This is a genomic window from Bradyrhizobium sp. HKCCYLS3013, assembly GCF_051167615.1.
In the GTDB taxonomy this organism is placed as follows: domain Bacteria; phylum Pseudomonadota; class Alphaproteobacteria; order Rhizobiales; family Xanthobacteraceae; genus Bradyrhizobium.
Map to the genome: position 1 here is coordinate 42,638 of NZ_JBNPTK010000006.1, position 13,624 is coordinate 56,261.

Genomic DNA, 13,624 nt, shown 5'->3' on the forward strand with positions numbered 1-13,624 from the left:
GCTTCACCGTCCGCATTCGTTTCTCCCAGCACGAGTTTTCCCAGTGACGATTTCACGCCTGCTCGCGCCGCTGCTCATTGCCGTGCTCTGGTCGGGCACCAACGCCCTGGCGCAATCGTCACCTGCGCCGCTGAGCGCCAAGCCTGCGGCAAAGCCGGCGGCCGGCGTTGCCAAGGCCGCCAAGCCGGCAAGGGCCGTCCGCGAGGGCGGACCGTGCGAGCTCGGGGTGATCTCAGCGCTCGGCGATGTCTTCACGGTGCAGAAGAACGGCATGACCCGTCTGGGCAACGAGTACGCCGAAGTGCCGGTCTCCTGGGGTTTCGACGATCTCGTCTACGCGCGCGTGAAGGCAGCCCAGGGTGATGCCGGGATCCGCCGCATCAGCGTCCCCAAAGGAGCATTCGATTCGTTCTATCAGTCGCCCCCGGTCAAGGCCGAGAACGGGAAGCTCACGCCCATCGTCAGGAGGGTGGCCGGCTCGGCGGGGTGCGCACGCTATCTCGTGATCACCCGCCGGACCGACAGCGAACCCTCGACCAACGACGAGGTCACCGGCGTCGGCGTGATCAATCGGGGCGAGGGTTTTGGCCGGTACAGCCACGTCTTCATCATGATCGACATCCAGCTCTACGATGGAGCGACGTTCGAGACGCGCGAGCCCGCCACGAGTTCCAAGGCGCTGCTCTCGCGGCTGACGTCCGGCGTCGGACCGCCGTCTCATGCCGGCGACGTCGACAACTCCGCATTTCCCGCCTCGCCGCCGGATGCCGCGAACAACAACGTGCTGCGTGACATGGCGCGCTCGATGCTCAAGTTCCGGCTCGACCAGCGCTTGCCGGCCTATTTCGGGGGCGAGTAGAACCATCAGCTCGGCGCGTCATAGCCTGATCTTCAGCACCGCATGGCCTGACTGCTGGACGAGGCCGGACGGCGTCGCGTTGATGCCGTAGCGAACGCTGAGGTCGAGGCGATCGTTGCCCGCAGCGACAAGACCAAGCCCGGCCGAGTAGACCCAGGGCGACAGGCTGAAGCCCCGGGTGACGAAGCCGTCGCCGCCGCCGGAGAAGGCGGCGCCGATCTGCAATGCCTGGTTCAGCGCGTTGTAACCGACGCCGACATCGCTGATCAGACGAACCTGCGTTGTCGGCGCATAGACCGCTTTCAGCTGCGCCGTCGTCACGAGTTCCTGATAGACCTGAGGATCGACGTTGAGGCTGAAACCGCCGGCACCGCCTTCCCGATAGGAGCCGCTGCGAACCGTGCCGTAGTCCAGGCGCAGTGCAGGAACGAGCGCGAGGTCGTCTCGCAGCGGAATGCGGGTCTTGATGCCCGCACCGGCGTGGCCGTTGTAGGAACGATAGCTGCCGCCGGCGGACGCGCCCATGAAGCTCAGCGACCGGCTTTCGCTGTTGTCGCTCGATCCGCCGTCGAGCTGATAGTCGAAGGTGACATCAGAAGTGACGGCGTAGGCCCCATAGAGCCCGAGCTGATAGGAGGCGAGACCGAGACGGTTTGGCACCGCATCGTCGCTTCCGGTGATCGTGTGATGAGAATAGCCAAGAACGCCGCCGATGATGGCGCGGGACGAGACGGCGACATCGGCGCCGAGCGCCAGACCCGCGCCGGCGGCACTATACCCGGGAACGCCATCACGTCCCGTCTGCTGCGCGGTGCCGCCGAGAGGCTGCATCCAGACATTGCGCCCAGCAGCCCAGCCGATGCTGCTGACCTCATTGAGCCTGTTGGTCATCGTCTGCCGGAACGCCTGCTGGCTGACATAGGTCGCCTGCGACGCCGCCCCGGTCAGCACCGGCAGCGTCTGCTTGACGGCGGCACTGAGCGAGGGACCGCTGAGATTGTCGAGCGCGGCAAATCCCGAGACCATCGATCCGCTCCAGCCGGCCGACGTCATCGACAGCCGGTACAGCACGTCGGCGGCTTCCAGGCCGACGCGGCCGCCGGCCGACCGAAGCGCAGTGCCATAGGGCTGGATCAGCGACATCGTCGCCAGATCGCCGGTCATGCTTCCCGTGAGATCATACGTCGAGGTGACCATCTGCGCATTCGACGCATTGCCGCTCATCGCGCCATAGAGGCTGGTCAGGCTGCCACGCGACAGCGTATTGAACAGCACGCTTCCCTCCGGGGTGACCGAGCCGAGCAGGGTGAAGCCACCGGCCGTGCTGCCCGTCGGCGCGACGCCCGCGCCCCAGAAATAGCCGTTCTGATAGTTGGTGATGACGAAGCGGCCCGGCGCCTGCGTGCCGAACAATGTCGGACTGACGATCCGCCACGGCGTGCCGGCGGTCCATGCCCATTGCGGCACGGAGTTGGCCGGCACCGGTGCTGACGGCGGCGGCGTGAAGGTCGCGGGATCATAGGGCAGCATGTAGGCCCAATGCGTCACCAGCAGGCTGTCGCCGGTGATCATCTGCATTTCCATGCTGGTCACGCCGTTGACGTTGCGCATATAGCCGAGCCCGACGGTCGCAGTGCCGCCGCCGGTCGGCGTGAACAGCATGGTGATCTGGCCGCTGGTGGTGACGAAGCCCTGGATGGTCGAGGTGTCCGTCAGCAGCGCCGGGCCGATCCTGAGCTGCGCGACGCTGGTGCCGGTGAAGGCGCCGTTGGTCGCGGTGCCCAGGGTCCACAACGTCTGGTCACCGATCGGGACCGGATTGGAGAAGCCCGTCTTCGGCGACAGGTAGGCGAGCAGTTGCGCCGTCGGCACATACCAGTTGGTGTTGGAGATCGTGGAGTCCCAGACGCTCGATTGCGCCTTCGCCGGCCCTGCGCCCCCTGCCGCAAGCACGATGCCGGTCATCGCGCAGAGAGCGATGACACGGACTTTCGAACGCAGCATCAATCGCCCCCACGACTTGTCTTGCTGCCGGCGCGAGCGTCTGGCTGACGGCCGCGGCCGATGCACCGGTCATGATGCATCGCAGCGTCATCGCAACAGCCAACCGCAAGAGTTGCGCCAATGCCTCCTGATTAGCCGTTCAGGAACATTGTCTTCAACTGGGAAAATTTGGGTCGATCGGAGGACGGAGTCTCGCGCCCCCCGATACCGCCGATGCGCGCGGAGGTCAGTCCGCCTTGAGATCCTCGGGGCGCGGCATCGAGATCACGTTATATCCAGAGTCGACGTAGTGGATCTCGCCGGTGACGCCACCGGACAGCTCCGACAACAGATACAGCGCGGAGCCGCCAAGCTCCTCCAGGGTCACGCCGCGGCCGAGCGGCGAGTGCTTCTGCTGGAACGCGAACATGAAGCGGGCGTCGCCGATGCCCGAGCCCGCCAGCGTGCGCACCGGGCCGGCCGAGATCGCGTTGACGCGGATGCTGCGGCGGCCGTAATCGGCGGCAAGATAGCGCACCGAGGCTTCCAACGCGGCCTTGGCGACACCCATCACGTTGTAGTTCGGCATCACGCGGTTGGAGCCGTCGAAGGTCAAGGTGATCATGCTGCCGCCGCTCTCCGGCATCAGCTCGGCGGCGCGCTTGGCGATCTCGGTGAAGGAGAAGCAGGAGATCAGCATCGTGCGCGCAAAATTCTCGCGCGAGGTGTCGGCATAGCGGCCCTTGAGCTCGTTCTTGTCCGAGAAAGCGACGGCGTGGACGATGAAGTCGAGCCCGCCCCAGGCTTCGCGCAGCGAAGTGAACACGCCATCGACGCTGGCGATGTCCTCGACGTCGCAAGGCAGCACGTGCTTGACGCCGAGCTCGTCGGCCAACGGGCGGACGCGCTTGCCGAGCGCGTCGCCCTGATAGGTGAAGGCCATCTCGGCGCCATGCGCAGCCAGCGTCTTGGCGATGCCCCAGGCGATCGAATGGTCGTTGGCGATGCCCATCACAAGCCCGCGCTTGCCCTTCATCAGACCCTGCATGATGTCTCTCCTTCGTCATGCCGGGATCGGCCCAGCCAGGATGATCGTTCCGCCTTCGAGACGCCAATGGCCGGACATCGGTGCGAAGAATGAGCTTCGCGCTGCTGCCCGGCCATGATGCCGACGAAACCAGTGCTATTGAAATCTTAAGCGTCGAGCTGCTTGAACACCAGCGTCGCGTTGGTGCCGCCGAAGCCGAACGAGTTCGACAGCACGGTGCCGAGCTTGGCGTTGTCGATGCGCTTGCGCACGATCGGCATGTCGGCGAAGGCGGGATCGAGCTCGGTGATGTTGGCGCTCTCGCAGATGAAGCCGTTCTTCATCATCAGCAGCGAATAGATCGCCTCCTGGACGCCGGTGGCGCCGAGCGAGTGGCCGGTCAGCGCCTTGGTGGCGGCGATCGGCGGGCACTTCTCGCCCGATCCGAACACCTTGCGGATGGCCTCGATCTCCGGCGGATCGCCGGCCGGCGTCGAGGTCGCGTGCGGATTGATGTAGTCGATCTTCGTCTTCACGGTCGACAGCGCCATCTTCATGCAGCGCTCGGCGCCTTCGCCCGACGGCGCCACCATGTCGTAGCCGTCCGAGGTCGCGCCGTAGCCCGCGATCTCGCCGTAGATCTTGGCGCCGCGCGCCTTGGCATGCTCAAGCTCTTCCAGCACCAGGACGCCGGCGCCGCCGGCGATCACGAAGCCGTCGCGCGTGACGTCATAGGGCCGGGATGCAGTCGCAGGCGTGTCGTTGTGCTTCGACGACATCGCGCCCATCGCGTCGAACAGCACCGACAGCGTCCAGTCGAGCTCCTCGCAGCCGCCGGCGAACATCACGTCCTGCTTGCCGTACTGGATCATCTCGTAGGAATTGCCGATGCAATGATTGGACGTCGCGCAGGCCGAGGAGATCGAGTAGTTGACGCCCTTGATCTTGAACCAGGTCGCCAGCGTCGCCGAGGCCGTCGACGACATCGCCTTCGGCACGGCGAACGGACCGACGCGCTTCGGGCCCTTGGTGCGGGTGATGTCGGCCGCTTCCACCAGTGTGCGCGTCGAGGGCCCGCCGGAGCCCATGATGATGCCGGTTCTGACGTTGGAGACGTCGGTCGGCTCCAACCCGGAATCGAGGATGGCCTGCTCCATGGCGACGTGATTCCACGCGGCGCCCTCGCCGAGGAAGCGCATGGCGCGGCGGTCGACCACGTCGGCGGGATTCAGCGTCGGCGCGCCTTGCACCTGCGAACGAAACCCAAGCTCGGCATATTTCTCAGCACGGGAGATGCCGGACTTCGCCTCGTACAGGCTGGCGAGCACCTCCTGGGTGTTGTTGCCGATCGATGAGACGATGCCCATGCCCGTGATGACAACCCGCCTCATGATGTCCGCCTCACCTTGCTCGTGTGTTGTGTTGCAGTCGTGCCTGCTGCACTGTCTGTGGTCGCAGCCTGCCGGTTCAAGTCGGCGCGGCGTCCTGCTTGAACAGGCCGACCTTCAGGTCCTTGGCGCGATAGATAATCTCGCCATCCATCGAAAGCCACCCGTCGGCAATACCGAGCACCAGCTTTGAGCGCATCACGCGCTTGATGTCGACGTTGTACACAACCTTGCGGGCGGTCGGCAGAACCTGGCCGGAAAACTTGAGATCGCCGAGGCCCAGCGCGCGGCCGCGCCCTGCTCCGCCCGTCCAGCCGAGGTAGAAGCCGACCATCTGCCACATCGCATCGAGGCCGAGACAGCCTGGCATCACCGGATCATTCTTGAAATGGCAGCCGAAGAACCAGAGATCCGGCTTCACGTCGAGCTCGGCGCGGACGACACCCTTGCCGAACTCGCCGCCGGTCTCGGAGATCTCGACGATCCGATCGAACATCAGCATCGGCGGCAGCGGCAGTTGCGCATTGCCGGGGCCGAACAGCTCCCCGCGGCCGCAGGCCAGCAGGTCCTCGTATTCATATGCGCTGCGCCGATCCAGCATGCTTGGTGGCCTTTCTCAACGATCCCCGGTGGAATTTGTGCCGCGCGACATGGACCCTTCCCGCGCGCCGCCCCCTTCCGCGCCGCGCTGGCCGGTCATCGCGTCGGGACGAAGGCTGGGCCATCGCACCTGGCGAACATGACCGCTGTCGGCGGCGGGCTTAACGACGCCTGGATTCGCGCACATGGCCATCACGGCCGCCGGCGCTCACCATGGCAGGGCAAATCGGGTCCGGGCGCTCTCTAACATAGAGGATTGCGGCGTCAATGCGCGTATCCAGGTAAATCGACGCAGCACCGGGGCCCGCGCCCGAACCGGGCGGCAAATGCAGTTTAGGGGCGTTCTAGATACGTTAGTTGCGATAAGCTTGCATCTGAATGGGTTTCTTCCTATATCAGTTGTGGATGAGAGCGAATTGTGCGGTGCTTGAAGTGGATGTCAGCAACAACGCCTCGATGAATGGTCATGATCGCGGCAACCCGGATCTCGGGAACGGCCGGCAGCCGGCACTCAATGGCTGCCCATGGCACGACGTCAACGAGATGCTGCAGGCGGCCGGGCTGCGCCCGACTCGCCAGCGCATGGCCTTGGGCTGGCTGTTGTTCGGCAAAGGTGCGCGGCATCTGACCGCCGAAATGCTCTATGAGGAAGCGACGCTGGCCAAGGTTCCGGTCTCGCTCGCCACGGTCTATAATACGCTGAACCAGCTGACCGACGCCGGTCTGCTGCGCCAGGTCAGCGTTGACGGCACCAAGACCTATTTCGATACCAACGTCACCGCCCACCATCACTTCTATCTCGAGAACAACCACGAGCTGGTCGACATCCCTGACCAGCATCTGGCGTTGTCGAAGCTGCCAGAGGCGCCCGAAGGTTACGAGATCGCCCGGATCGACATGGTCGTCCGGCTGCGCAAGAAGCGTTGAGCCTCCGGAACATCATCATCGAAGCATCATGCCCGCAGCCGCTGCGGGCATTTTTGTGTCGGGCGTGCGTCAGGATAGAGGTCAGCGGATGGCGCTGACCTGGGCCTTCAATTGACCTGCTCGTCGGCGTAGACGCCCCACAGCCGCTGCTGCTGGATCCAGCCTTCGAAACCATTGCCGAGCACGTGGCACCAGCCGTTGCCGCATTTCTTCACTTGCGCGACGACGCCGGCCTGCAGCCGCGCGGTGACCCCGCTCGTGGCGTCGGCGCTCTCATAGATCGGGGCGAGATCGTCCTTGTTCTTCATCGTGACCACCGCCGTGCGGCGCCCCGACAGCAAGGAGTGATAGACCCACCCCTCCGAGCCTTCGGAATCGCGCACGCGGCGCCAGTTCTCATATTCCGCGGTGATCTCGACCGGCAGGCCGGAGCGCGTATAGACCCAGGCCACGTCGTTGTCCTTGGTCGGACCGGCGCGAACGTTCACATGATCCGACTTCAGGCTGACATAGCGCGGCACCGGCAGGCCGCTGGTGGTGAGAACGGAGTCCTTCGCCGCAACGCGGCCCCTGCCGACGGCAACGTCGAACAGACAGACCAGCAGCACCACGACAGCACCCAAACGCCACAACGTCGATTTACTCAACTTACTCTCCCTCGAAAGGATCGACCCGCGCTCCGATCAAAGCGGATTGCGTTGCGATCCTTCGCCCGATCCCCATCGAACCGCCCGGCTGCCCCCCTTCGTGCTCGGAGAGGGCTTGCCGAAAGCGCCAGTCCCGACCCGCCGTTGGCTTCTTGTCTTGGCCCGGCCTTCTGCTAGACAGGACCGAACACAAGCGGCCAGGAAGCGCCTGAGAATCGCTCGCGAAGCCCTGTCAGGGACGGATCGGCCCACCTGCGAGATCCGACACGACCAGTCCAGGGAAGCGCCGCTCTCAGGCGACGACGGTAGTTTCGGCGAACCCGGTTAATGAGGTCTGAAGGATCTCATGAGAGCAGCACATGTCAGGTAGGAAAAAGCCCCTCGTCGTGGTGACACGCAAGCTGCCGGACTCGGTCGAGACCCGCATGCGCGAGCTGTTCGACGCCAGGCTCAATCTCGACGACGAGCCGATGAGCCAGGAGCAGCTCGCCGACGCCGTGCGCACCGCCGAGGTGCTGGTTCCGACGGTCACCGACCACATCAGCGCCGACATTCTCAATCAGCCCGAGTGCAAGCTGCGCATGATCGCCAACTTCGGCAACGGCGTCGACAACATCGACGTCGCCGCGGCGGTGGCGCGCGGCATCACCGTCACCAACACGCCGAAGGTCCTCACCGAGGACACCGCCGACATGACCATGGCGCTGATCCTCGCCGTGCCGCGGCGGCTGATCGAGGGCGCCTCGGTGCTCACCGAGGGCAAGAACTGGGCGGGCTGGTCGCCGACCTGGATGCTCGGCCACCGCATCGGCGGCAAGCGGCTCGGCATCATCGGCATGGGCCGCATCGGCCAGGCGGTGGCGCGGCGCGCCCGCGCCTTCGGCCTGCAGATCCACTATCACAACCGCCGACCGGTCGCGCCGGTGATCGCCGACGAGCTCGGCGCCACCTATTGGGAGAGCCTCGACCAGATGCTGGCGCGGATGGACATCATCTCGGTCAACTGCCCGCATACGCCGGCGACGTTCCATCTCCTGTCGGCGCGCCGGCTGAAGCTGATCCGCAAGGACGCCTACATCGTCAACACCGCGCGCGGCGAGGTGATCGACGAGGAGACGCTGACGCGGCTGATCGAAGCCGGCGACATCGCCGGCGCCGGCCTCGACGTGTTCGAGCACGAGCCGGCGGTGAACCCGCGCCTGGTGCGGCTCGCCAAAGCCGGCAAGGTGACCCTGTTGCCGCACATGGGCTCGGCCACGATCGAGGGCCGCGTCGAGATGGGCGAGAAGGTCATCATCAACATCAAGACCTTCCTCGACAACCACCGCCCACCGGACCGCGTGCTGCCGAGCATGCTGTAGGCCGACCAGCCATCTCAGCAATCGGTGTCGACCCTGCGAACGCAGGACCCATACCGCGCGATGTCTGAAAACGGGCACGCGGCTGATCGCGCATAACGTATTCAGTTCGGTGGCTATGGATCCCGGCTCAAGGCCGGGACGACAGCTCGGTCCGGCCGCCCGCCCGCTTCCGCCACTCGCCGACGAAAGACACGAACGCTGCCAGCGCCGGCGGTGGTTGGCGTCGGCTCGGATAATACAGATACGGCCCGGGGAACGGCGGACACCAATCGTTGAGCACGCTGACGAGGCGGCCATCCGCCAGCGCATCACGCACATGTCCTTCGAAGGTCGCCCAATAGCCAACGCCGTCACAGGCGGCACGGAAGGCCAGACCGAGCTGGACCGCGATCAGCCGAGCCGGCGGTGCGATCCTGATCACCTGCCCGTCCTTCTCGAACTCCCATTCCAGCATCGCACCGGACGAGAAGCGCGTCCGAATGCAGCCATGCTGCAGCAGGTCGCGCGGATGCGCGGGACGGCCATGCTGCGCAACATATTGCGGTGAGGCGACGATGGCGTAGCGCTGCGTTTCGCCGAGCGGTACGGCGATCATGTCCTGCGCCAGGTGCTCGCCATAGCGCACGCCGGCATCGAACCCGGCCTGCACGATGTCGATAAAGCCGCTGTCGGCGACGATCTCGAGCTCGATCAGCGGATAGGCCTGAAGGAACGGCGCGACCATCGGCGCCAGCACCAGATCGACCGCAGGCGGCGGCGCATTGATGCGCAGGCGTCCCGCCGCGACCTGCTGCTGGCCGCGCACCTGATGGATCGCCGCTTCGATCTCGGACAGCGCAGGCTCGAGCCGTGCCAGCAGCGCCTCGCCGGCCTGCGTCAGGCCGACGCTTCGCGTGGTCCGGTTGAGCAGCCGGACGCCGAGCCGCTGCTCCAGCTCCTTGAGCCGCTGGCTCAGGCTGGATGCCGCGAGCCCCTGCTCGCGCGCGGCGCGGCGGAAATTGCCGCTGCGAGCCACGGCAGCAAAGGCTTGAAGATCACGGAGGTCCGGCTCGCTCATTGTTCGGCATGCTGAACAGTCCATTCGGAATTGTCCAGCTTTTCGAACCGCGGAAATCCGCCGATATCCGCGTTGTCCCGGCGGACCAGCAGGCCGCCTGCGCCAGCAAGAGGAGATTGATCATGCAAACCCGCCAACTCGGCTCGACCGGCCCCGAGGTTTCGGTCATCGGACTAGGCTGCATGGGCATGTCGGACTTCTACGGCCCCACCGACCGGTCCGAGAGCATCGCCACCATCCACGCCGCGCTCGACGCCGGCATCACGCTGCTCGACACCGGCGACTTCTACGGGATGGGCCACAACGAAATGCTGATCCGCGAGGCGCTGGCCTCGGCCGGTCCGCGCAACGTGCAGATCTCCGTGAAGTTCGGCGCGCTGCGCGGCCCCGACAGGAGCTGGCTCGGCTATGACAGCCGGCCCGAGGCCATCAGGACCTTCCTGTCCTATTCGCTGCAGCGGCTCGGCGTCGACGCCATCGACATCTATCGCCCGGCGCGGCTCGATCCCAAGGTGCCGATCGAGGAGACCATCGGCACGATGGCCGAGCTGAAACAGGCCGGCTACATCCGGCATATCGGGTTGTCGGAGGTCGGTTCCGAGACGATCCGCCGGGCGCACAAGGTGCACCCGATCGCGGATCTGCAAATCGAATATTCGCTGATCTCGCGCGGCATCGAGAGCGACATCCTGCAAACCTGCCGCGAGCTCGGCATCGGCATCACCGCCTACGGCGTGCTGTCGCGCGGACTGATCAGCGGCCACTGGTCGAAGGACCGCGCCAATGCCGCTGATTTCCGTGGCCATTCGCCGCGTTTCCAGGGCGACAATCTCGACCGGAATCTTACCCTCGTGGACACGCTGCGCAGCATCGCCGACGAGGTCGGCGCCACGCCGGCGCAGGTCGCGATCGCCTGGGTGGCCGCGCAGGGCAACGACATCGTCCCGCTGGTCGGCGCCCGCCGCCGCGACCGCCTCGACGAGGCGCTCGGCGCGCTCTGCGTCAAGCTCACCGAAGTGCAACTCGCTGCGCTCGACAAGGCCTTCCCGATTGGCGCCGCGGCAGGCGAACGCTATCCGGAGTCGCAGCTGGTCCACATGGACAGTGAGCGCGGGAAGCGAATGTGAGCCGAGACCGGGCAAGCCCCTCGGCGTCGTCCCGGCGAACGCCGGGACCCATATCGCGTGACGTCTGAAACGGGCAGGCCGTCAATTCCGCGCGCCTCATCACGCTCACGGAGTATGGATCCCGGATCGGCGCCGCACCGACGCTATCGCGTCGCCCCGGCTTGTCCGGGACGACAGCGGAGAGTGAGGCGAGAGTCTCTCAACTCATGACCGACAACTAGATGCGTGGCGGCCTCTCGGCTCACGCACACCTCACTTTCGGTGCGCACTCAAATCCGCAATCACAGGCCCGTCGCCATTCAACGGGTTCGCCGGATCGCGCCCGTAGCGCAGCGTCTCGAACCGCATCGTGCGCGCGTCCAGCATCAAGAGCCGTCCGACCAGACCCTCGCCGAAACCGACGATCTCCCGGATCGCCTCCAGCGCCATCATCGATCCCAGCATGCCGGCGAGCGCGCCCATGACGCCGGCTTCCGCGCAGGCCGGCACCGTGCCCGGCGGCGGCGGCTCGGGGAACAGGCAGCGATAGGTCGGATTGAACTGGCCCTTCTCGTTCCGCTCATGCGCGCGGATCGTCGTCAGCGACGCATCGAAAGTCCCGAGCGCGCCGGTGATCAGCGGCTTCTCGGCCAGGAAGCAGGCGTCGGAGACGAGATAGCGCGTGTCGAAATTGTCGGAGCCGTCGAGCACGAGATCATAGCCGCCGATCAGATCGAGCGCGTTGTCGGCATTGAGCCAGCTTCGATGCGCCACGACGCTCACATGCGGATTGAGCGCATTGATGCGCTCGGCGGCGCTCTCGACCTTGGGCCTGCCGATGTCGGGGGTCGCATGGATGACCTGGCGCTGCAGGTTCGACAGCGATACGACGTCGTCGTCGACCACGCCGATCGTGCCGACGCCGGCGGCGGCGAGATACATCAGTGCCGGCGCGCCGAGGCCGCCTGCGCCGACCACCAGCACCGCGGCGCGCTTCAGCGCCGCCTGACCGGGACCACCGACATCGCGCAGCACGATGTGACGGGCATAGCGCTCCACTTCTTCGTCGCTCAGCATCGTTACACCGTCCTTCCGCCGCCGCATCGCTGTCAGCCCATTGCCGGCCCATGGCGAAGACGGCGGATCTCCGCACTGAACCCTCGCCGGATTGTGACCGACCAAGCAGATGTGCTTATTTAGCGGCGCGGCAAGAGCATCGGGATTTGTCATGAGACGGCTGGCCACGGCAACCTTCATCTGCGGGATCGCCGCGTGCGCGTCGGTGCAGGCACAGACGCCCACGATGCCCGGCGCCAAGCCCAAGCCGGTCGCGACCCAGCCAGCGCGCCCGGGCGTTCAGGCGCCCGCCGACACCGCCAACGCGATGAGCCGGGCCGAGCGGCTTGCGCTGCAATCCGATCTTGCCTGGGTTGGCCAATACAATGGCGCCATCACCGGCGACGTCAGCGAGCGCATGGTCAATGCGATCAAGGAGTACCAGAAGCTATCCGGCGGCAAGCCGACCGGTGTGTTGAACCCGCAGGAGCGCGCCGTGCTCGCCGACACTGCGCGCCGCAAGCAGGAGGGCGTCGGCTGGAAGCTCGTGACCGAGCCGGTCAGCGGCGCCCGGCTCGGCATCCCGACCAAGCTGGTGCCGCAGCAGACCAGCGACGGCAACGGCTCGAAATGGACCTCGCCCACCGGCACCGTGCAGGTCGTGCTGTCACGCCGCAAGGAGGCGAACCCGACGTCCGCGGCGCTGGCCGACCGCGAGAAGAAAGAGCCCGGCCGCACCGTCGACTACAGCGTGGTGAAGCCCGACTTCTTCGTGCTCTCGGGCCTGCAGAACCTGAAGAAGTTCTACATCCGCGGCACCTTTCGGGGCGACGAGGTGCGTATCCTGACCATCCTCTACGATCAGGCCACCGAGAACACGGTCGAGCCGGTCGTGATCGCGATGTCGAGCGCCTTCACCGCGTTTCCGTCGACATTGGCCGCGCAGCCCGCGCCACGGCGCCGCGTCGATTACGGCACCGGCATCGTCGCCACCCAGGACGGCGCCATCATCGCCGATCGCGAGGTGACCGACGGCTGCGTGGCAATCACCATTCCCGGGTTCGGCCATGCCGAGCGCGTGGCCGAGGACAAGGAGCGCGGCCTGGCGCTGCTGCGCATCTACGGCGGGCGCGGCCTGAAGCCGCTGGCGCTGTCGGGCGGCAGTGCGAAATCGTCGGTCGACATCGTCGGCATCCCCGATCCGCAGAGCCAGGGCGGCGGTGCCGCGATCAGCACCGTCAAGGCGCAGCTCGCCGCCAACGGCACCGGCGACGCCTCGCTGGCGCCGGCGCCCGGGCTCGGCTTTTCCGGAGCGGCAGCGCTCGACGGCGACGGCAAGTTCGCCGGCGTCACCTTGCTCAAGCCCGGCGTCCTCGCGGGCACGGCACTGATCCCATCGACACAGGTCGTGATGGTCAGCGCCGATGCGACGCGTGCGTTTCTCGCCTCGCATGGTGTCAAGCCCGACGGAACCTCGCTCGACGCCAAGGCGGCCACGGTGCGCGTGATCTGCGTGCGGAAGTAGAGCCTGCGCCAAACCGGTTCGGCATCGCCGATCGTGCCGCTGTGCACTGCGGCGCGGCAGCGTTTACGCAATGTTAAGCATGTCGTTT

At 66.1% G+C, this 13,624-nt stretch carries 12 protein-coding genes; 5 read left to right on the forward strand and 7 right to left on the reverse strand.

Translation table 11 applies throughout. The features are described 5' to 3' along the window. The first annotated feature begins 43 nt into the window (after positions 1-43). A complete protein-coding gene (locus ACQR1F_RS13075; protein ID WP_434913174.1) occupies positions 44-859 on the forward strand; it encodes a hypothetical protein in 816 nt (271 codons plus the stop codon). A gap of 18 nt (positions 860-877) precedes the next feature. On the opposite strand, the gene ACQR1F_RS13080 is transcribed toward ACQR1F_RS13075, so the two are convergent. From ACQR1F_RS13080 to fabA, 4 genes are all read right to left on the reverse strand, one after another. Beyond that, positions 878-2,863, reverse strand: a complete 1,986-nt coding sequence (locus ACQR1F_RS13080; RefSeq protein WP_434913175.1) for an autotransporter outer membrane beta-barrel domain-containing protein — start codon at positions 2,861-2,863, stop codon at positions 878-880. Between the two features lie 226 nt (positions 2,864-3,089). Beyond that, positions 3,090-3,890, reverse strand: coding sequence for an enoyl-ACP reductase FabI (gene fabI / locus ACQR1F_RS13085; protein ID WP_315803941.1), 801 nt, complete (start codon positions 3,888-3,890; stop codon positions 3,090-3,092). A 146-nt stretch (positions 3,891-4,036) separates the two neighbouring features. Next, positions 4,037-5,260: a beta-ketoacyl-ACP synthase I gene (fabB, locus tag ACQR1F_RS13090; protein WP_315803942.1), complete on the reverse strand. Its 1,224-nt coding sequence runs from the start codon at positions 5,258-5,260 to the stop codon at positions 4,037-4,039. A gap of 76 nt (positions 5,261-5,336) precedes the next feature. Beyond that, positions 5,337-5,858: a 3-hydroxyacyl-[acyl-carrier-protein] dehydratase FabA gene (gene fabA, locus ACQR1F_RS13095; protein ID WP_315735612.1), complete on the reverse strand. Its 522-nt coding sequence runs from the start codon at positions 5,856-5,858 to the stop codon at positions 5,337-5,339. Between the two features lie 455 nt (positions 5,859-6,313). Here fabA and irrA point away from each other — a divergent pair, with 455 nt between their 5' ends. Further along, complete coding sequence (gene irrA / locus ACQR1F_RS13100) at positions 6,314-6,784, forward strand: iron response transcriptional regulator IrrA (protein ID WP_316215567.1); 471 nt, start codon at positions 6,314-6,316, stop codon at positions 6,782-6,784. A gap of 107 nt (positions 6,785-6,891) precedes the next feature. On the opposite strand, the gene ACQR1F_RS13105 is transcribed toward irrA, so the two are convergent. Then, on the reverse strand, positions 6,892-7,377 hold the full coding sequence (locus ACQR1F_RS13105; RefSeq protein ID WP_315803980.1) for an SH3 domain-containing protein: 486 nt from the start codon (positions 7,375-7,377) through the stop codon (positions 6,892-6,894). Between the two features lie 413 nt (positions 7,378-7,790). On the opposite strand from ACQR1F_RS13105, the gene ACQR1F_RS13110 reads away from it, so the two are divergent. Continuing rightward, entirely contained in the window at positions 7,791-8,792 is a 1,002-nt protein-coding gene (locus ACQR1F_RS13110; RefSeq protein WP_315803944.1) for a 2-hydroxyacid dehydrogenase, read from the forward strand. A 127-nt stretch (positions 8,793-8,919) separates the two neighbouring features. On the opposite strand, the gene ACQR1F_RS13115 is transcribed toward ACQR1F_RS13110, so the two are convergent. After that, the gene (locus tag ACQR1F_RS13115) at positions 8,920-9,849 is read right to left on the reverse strand and encodes a LysR family transcriptional regulator (RefSeq protein WP_434913176.1); all 930 of its coding nucleotides are present in this window, start codon (positions 9,847-9,849) and stop codon (positions 8,920-8,922) included. A gap of 122 nt (positions 9,850-9,971) precedes the next feature. On the opposite strand from ACQR1F_RS13115, the gene ACQR1F_RS13120 reads away from it, so the two are divergent. Next, complete coding sequence (locus ACQR1F_RS13120) at positions 9,972-10,976, forward strand: aldo/keto reductase (RefSeq protein ID WP_434913178.1); 1,005 nt, start codon at positions 9,972-9,974, stop codon at positions 10,974-10,976. A 252-nt stretch (positions 10,977-11,228) separates the two neighbouring features. Here ACQR1F_RS13120 and ACQR1F_RS13125 read toward each other — a convergent pair whose 3' ends face one another. Then, positions 11,229-12,032, reverse strand: coding sequence for a HesA/MoeB/ThiF family protein (locus ACQR1F_RS13125; RefSeq protein WP_315803981.1), 804 nt, complete (start codon positions 12,030-12,032; stop codon positions 11,229-11,231). 151 nt (positions 12,033-12,183) lie between these two features. On the opposite strand from ACQR1F_RS13125, the gene ACQR1F_RS13130 reads away from it, so the two are divergent. Beyond that, positions 12,184-13,536 (forward strand): peptidoglycan-binding protein, encoded by a 1,353-nt coding sequence (locus ACQR1F_RS13130; RefSeq protein ID WP_434913180.1) that lies wholly within the window; start codon positions 12,184-12,186, stop codon positions 13,534-13,536. Positions 13,537-13,624 lie beyond the last annotated feature (88 nt).

Bases quoted from the DNA above. Each gene is read 5' to 3' on its own strand.
- ACQR1F_RS13080 (WP_434913175.1), bottom strand. From the start codon at position 2,863: ATGCTGCGTTCGAAAGTCCGTGTCATCGCTCTCTGCGCGATGACCGGC.
- fabI (WP_315803941.1), bottom strand. From the start codon at position 3,890: ATGCAGGGTCTGATGAAGGGCAAGCGCGGGCTTGTGATGGGCATCGCC.
- fabB (WP_315803942.1), bottom strand. From the start codon at position 5,260: ATGAGGCGGGTTGTCATCACGGGCATGGGCATCGTCTCATCGATCGGC.
- fabA (WP_315735612.1), bottom strand. From the start codon at position 5,858: ATGCTGGATCGGCGCAGCGCATATGAATACGAGGACCTGCTGGCCTGC.
- irrA (WP_316215567.1), top strand. From the start codon at position 6,314: ATGAATGGTCATGATCGCGGCAACCCGGATCTCGGGAACGGCCGGCAG.
- ACQR1F_RS13110 (WP_315803944.1), top strand. From the start codon at position 7,791: ATGTCAGGTAGGAAAAAGCCCCTCGTCGTGGTGACACGCAAGCTGCCG.
- ACQR1F_RS13115 (WP_434913176.1), bottom strand. From the start codon at position 9,849: ATGAGCGAGCCGGACCTCCGTGATCTTCAAGCCTTTGCTGCCGTGGCT.
- ACQR1F_RS13120 (WP_434913178.1), top strand. From the start codon at position 9,972: ATGCAAACCCGCCAACTCGGCTCGACCGGCCCCGAGGTTTCGGTCATC.
- ACQR1F_RS13125 (WP_315803981.1), bottom strand. From the start codon at position 12,032: ATGCTGAGCGACGAAGAAGTGGAGCGCTATGCCCGTCACATCGTGCTG.
- ACQR1F_RS13130 (WP_434913180.1), top strand. From the start codon at position 12,184: ATGAGACGGCTGGCCACGGCAACCTTCATCTGCGGGATCGCCGCGTGC.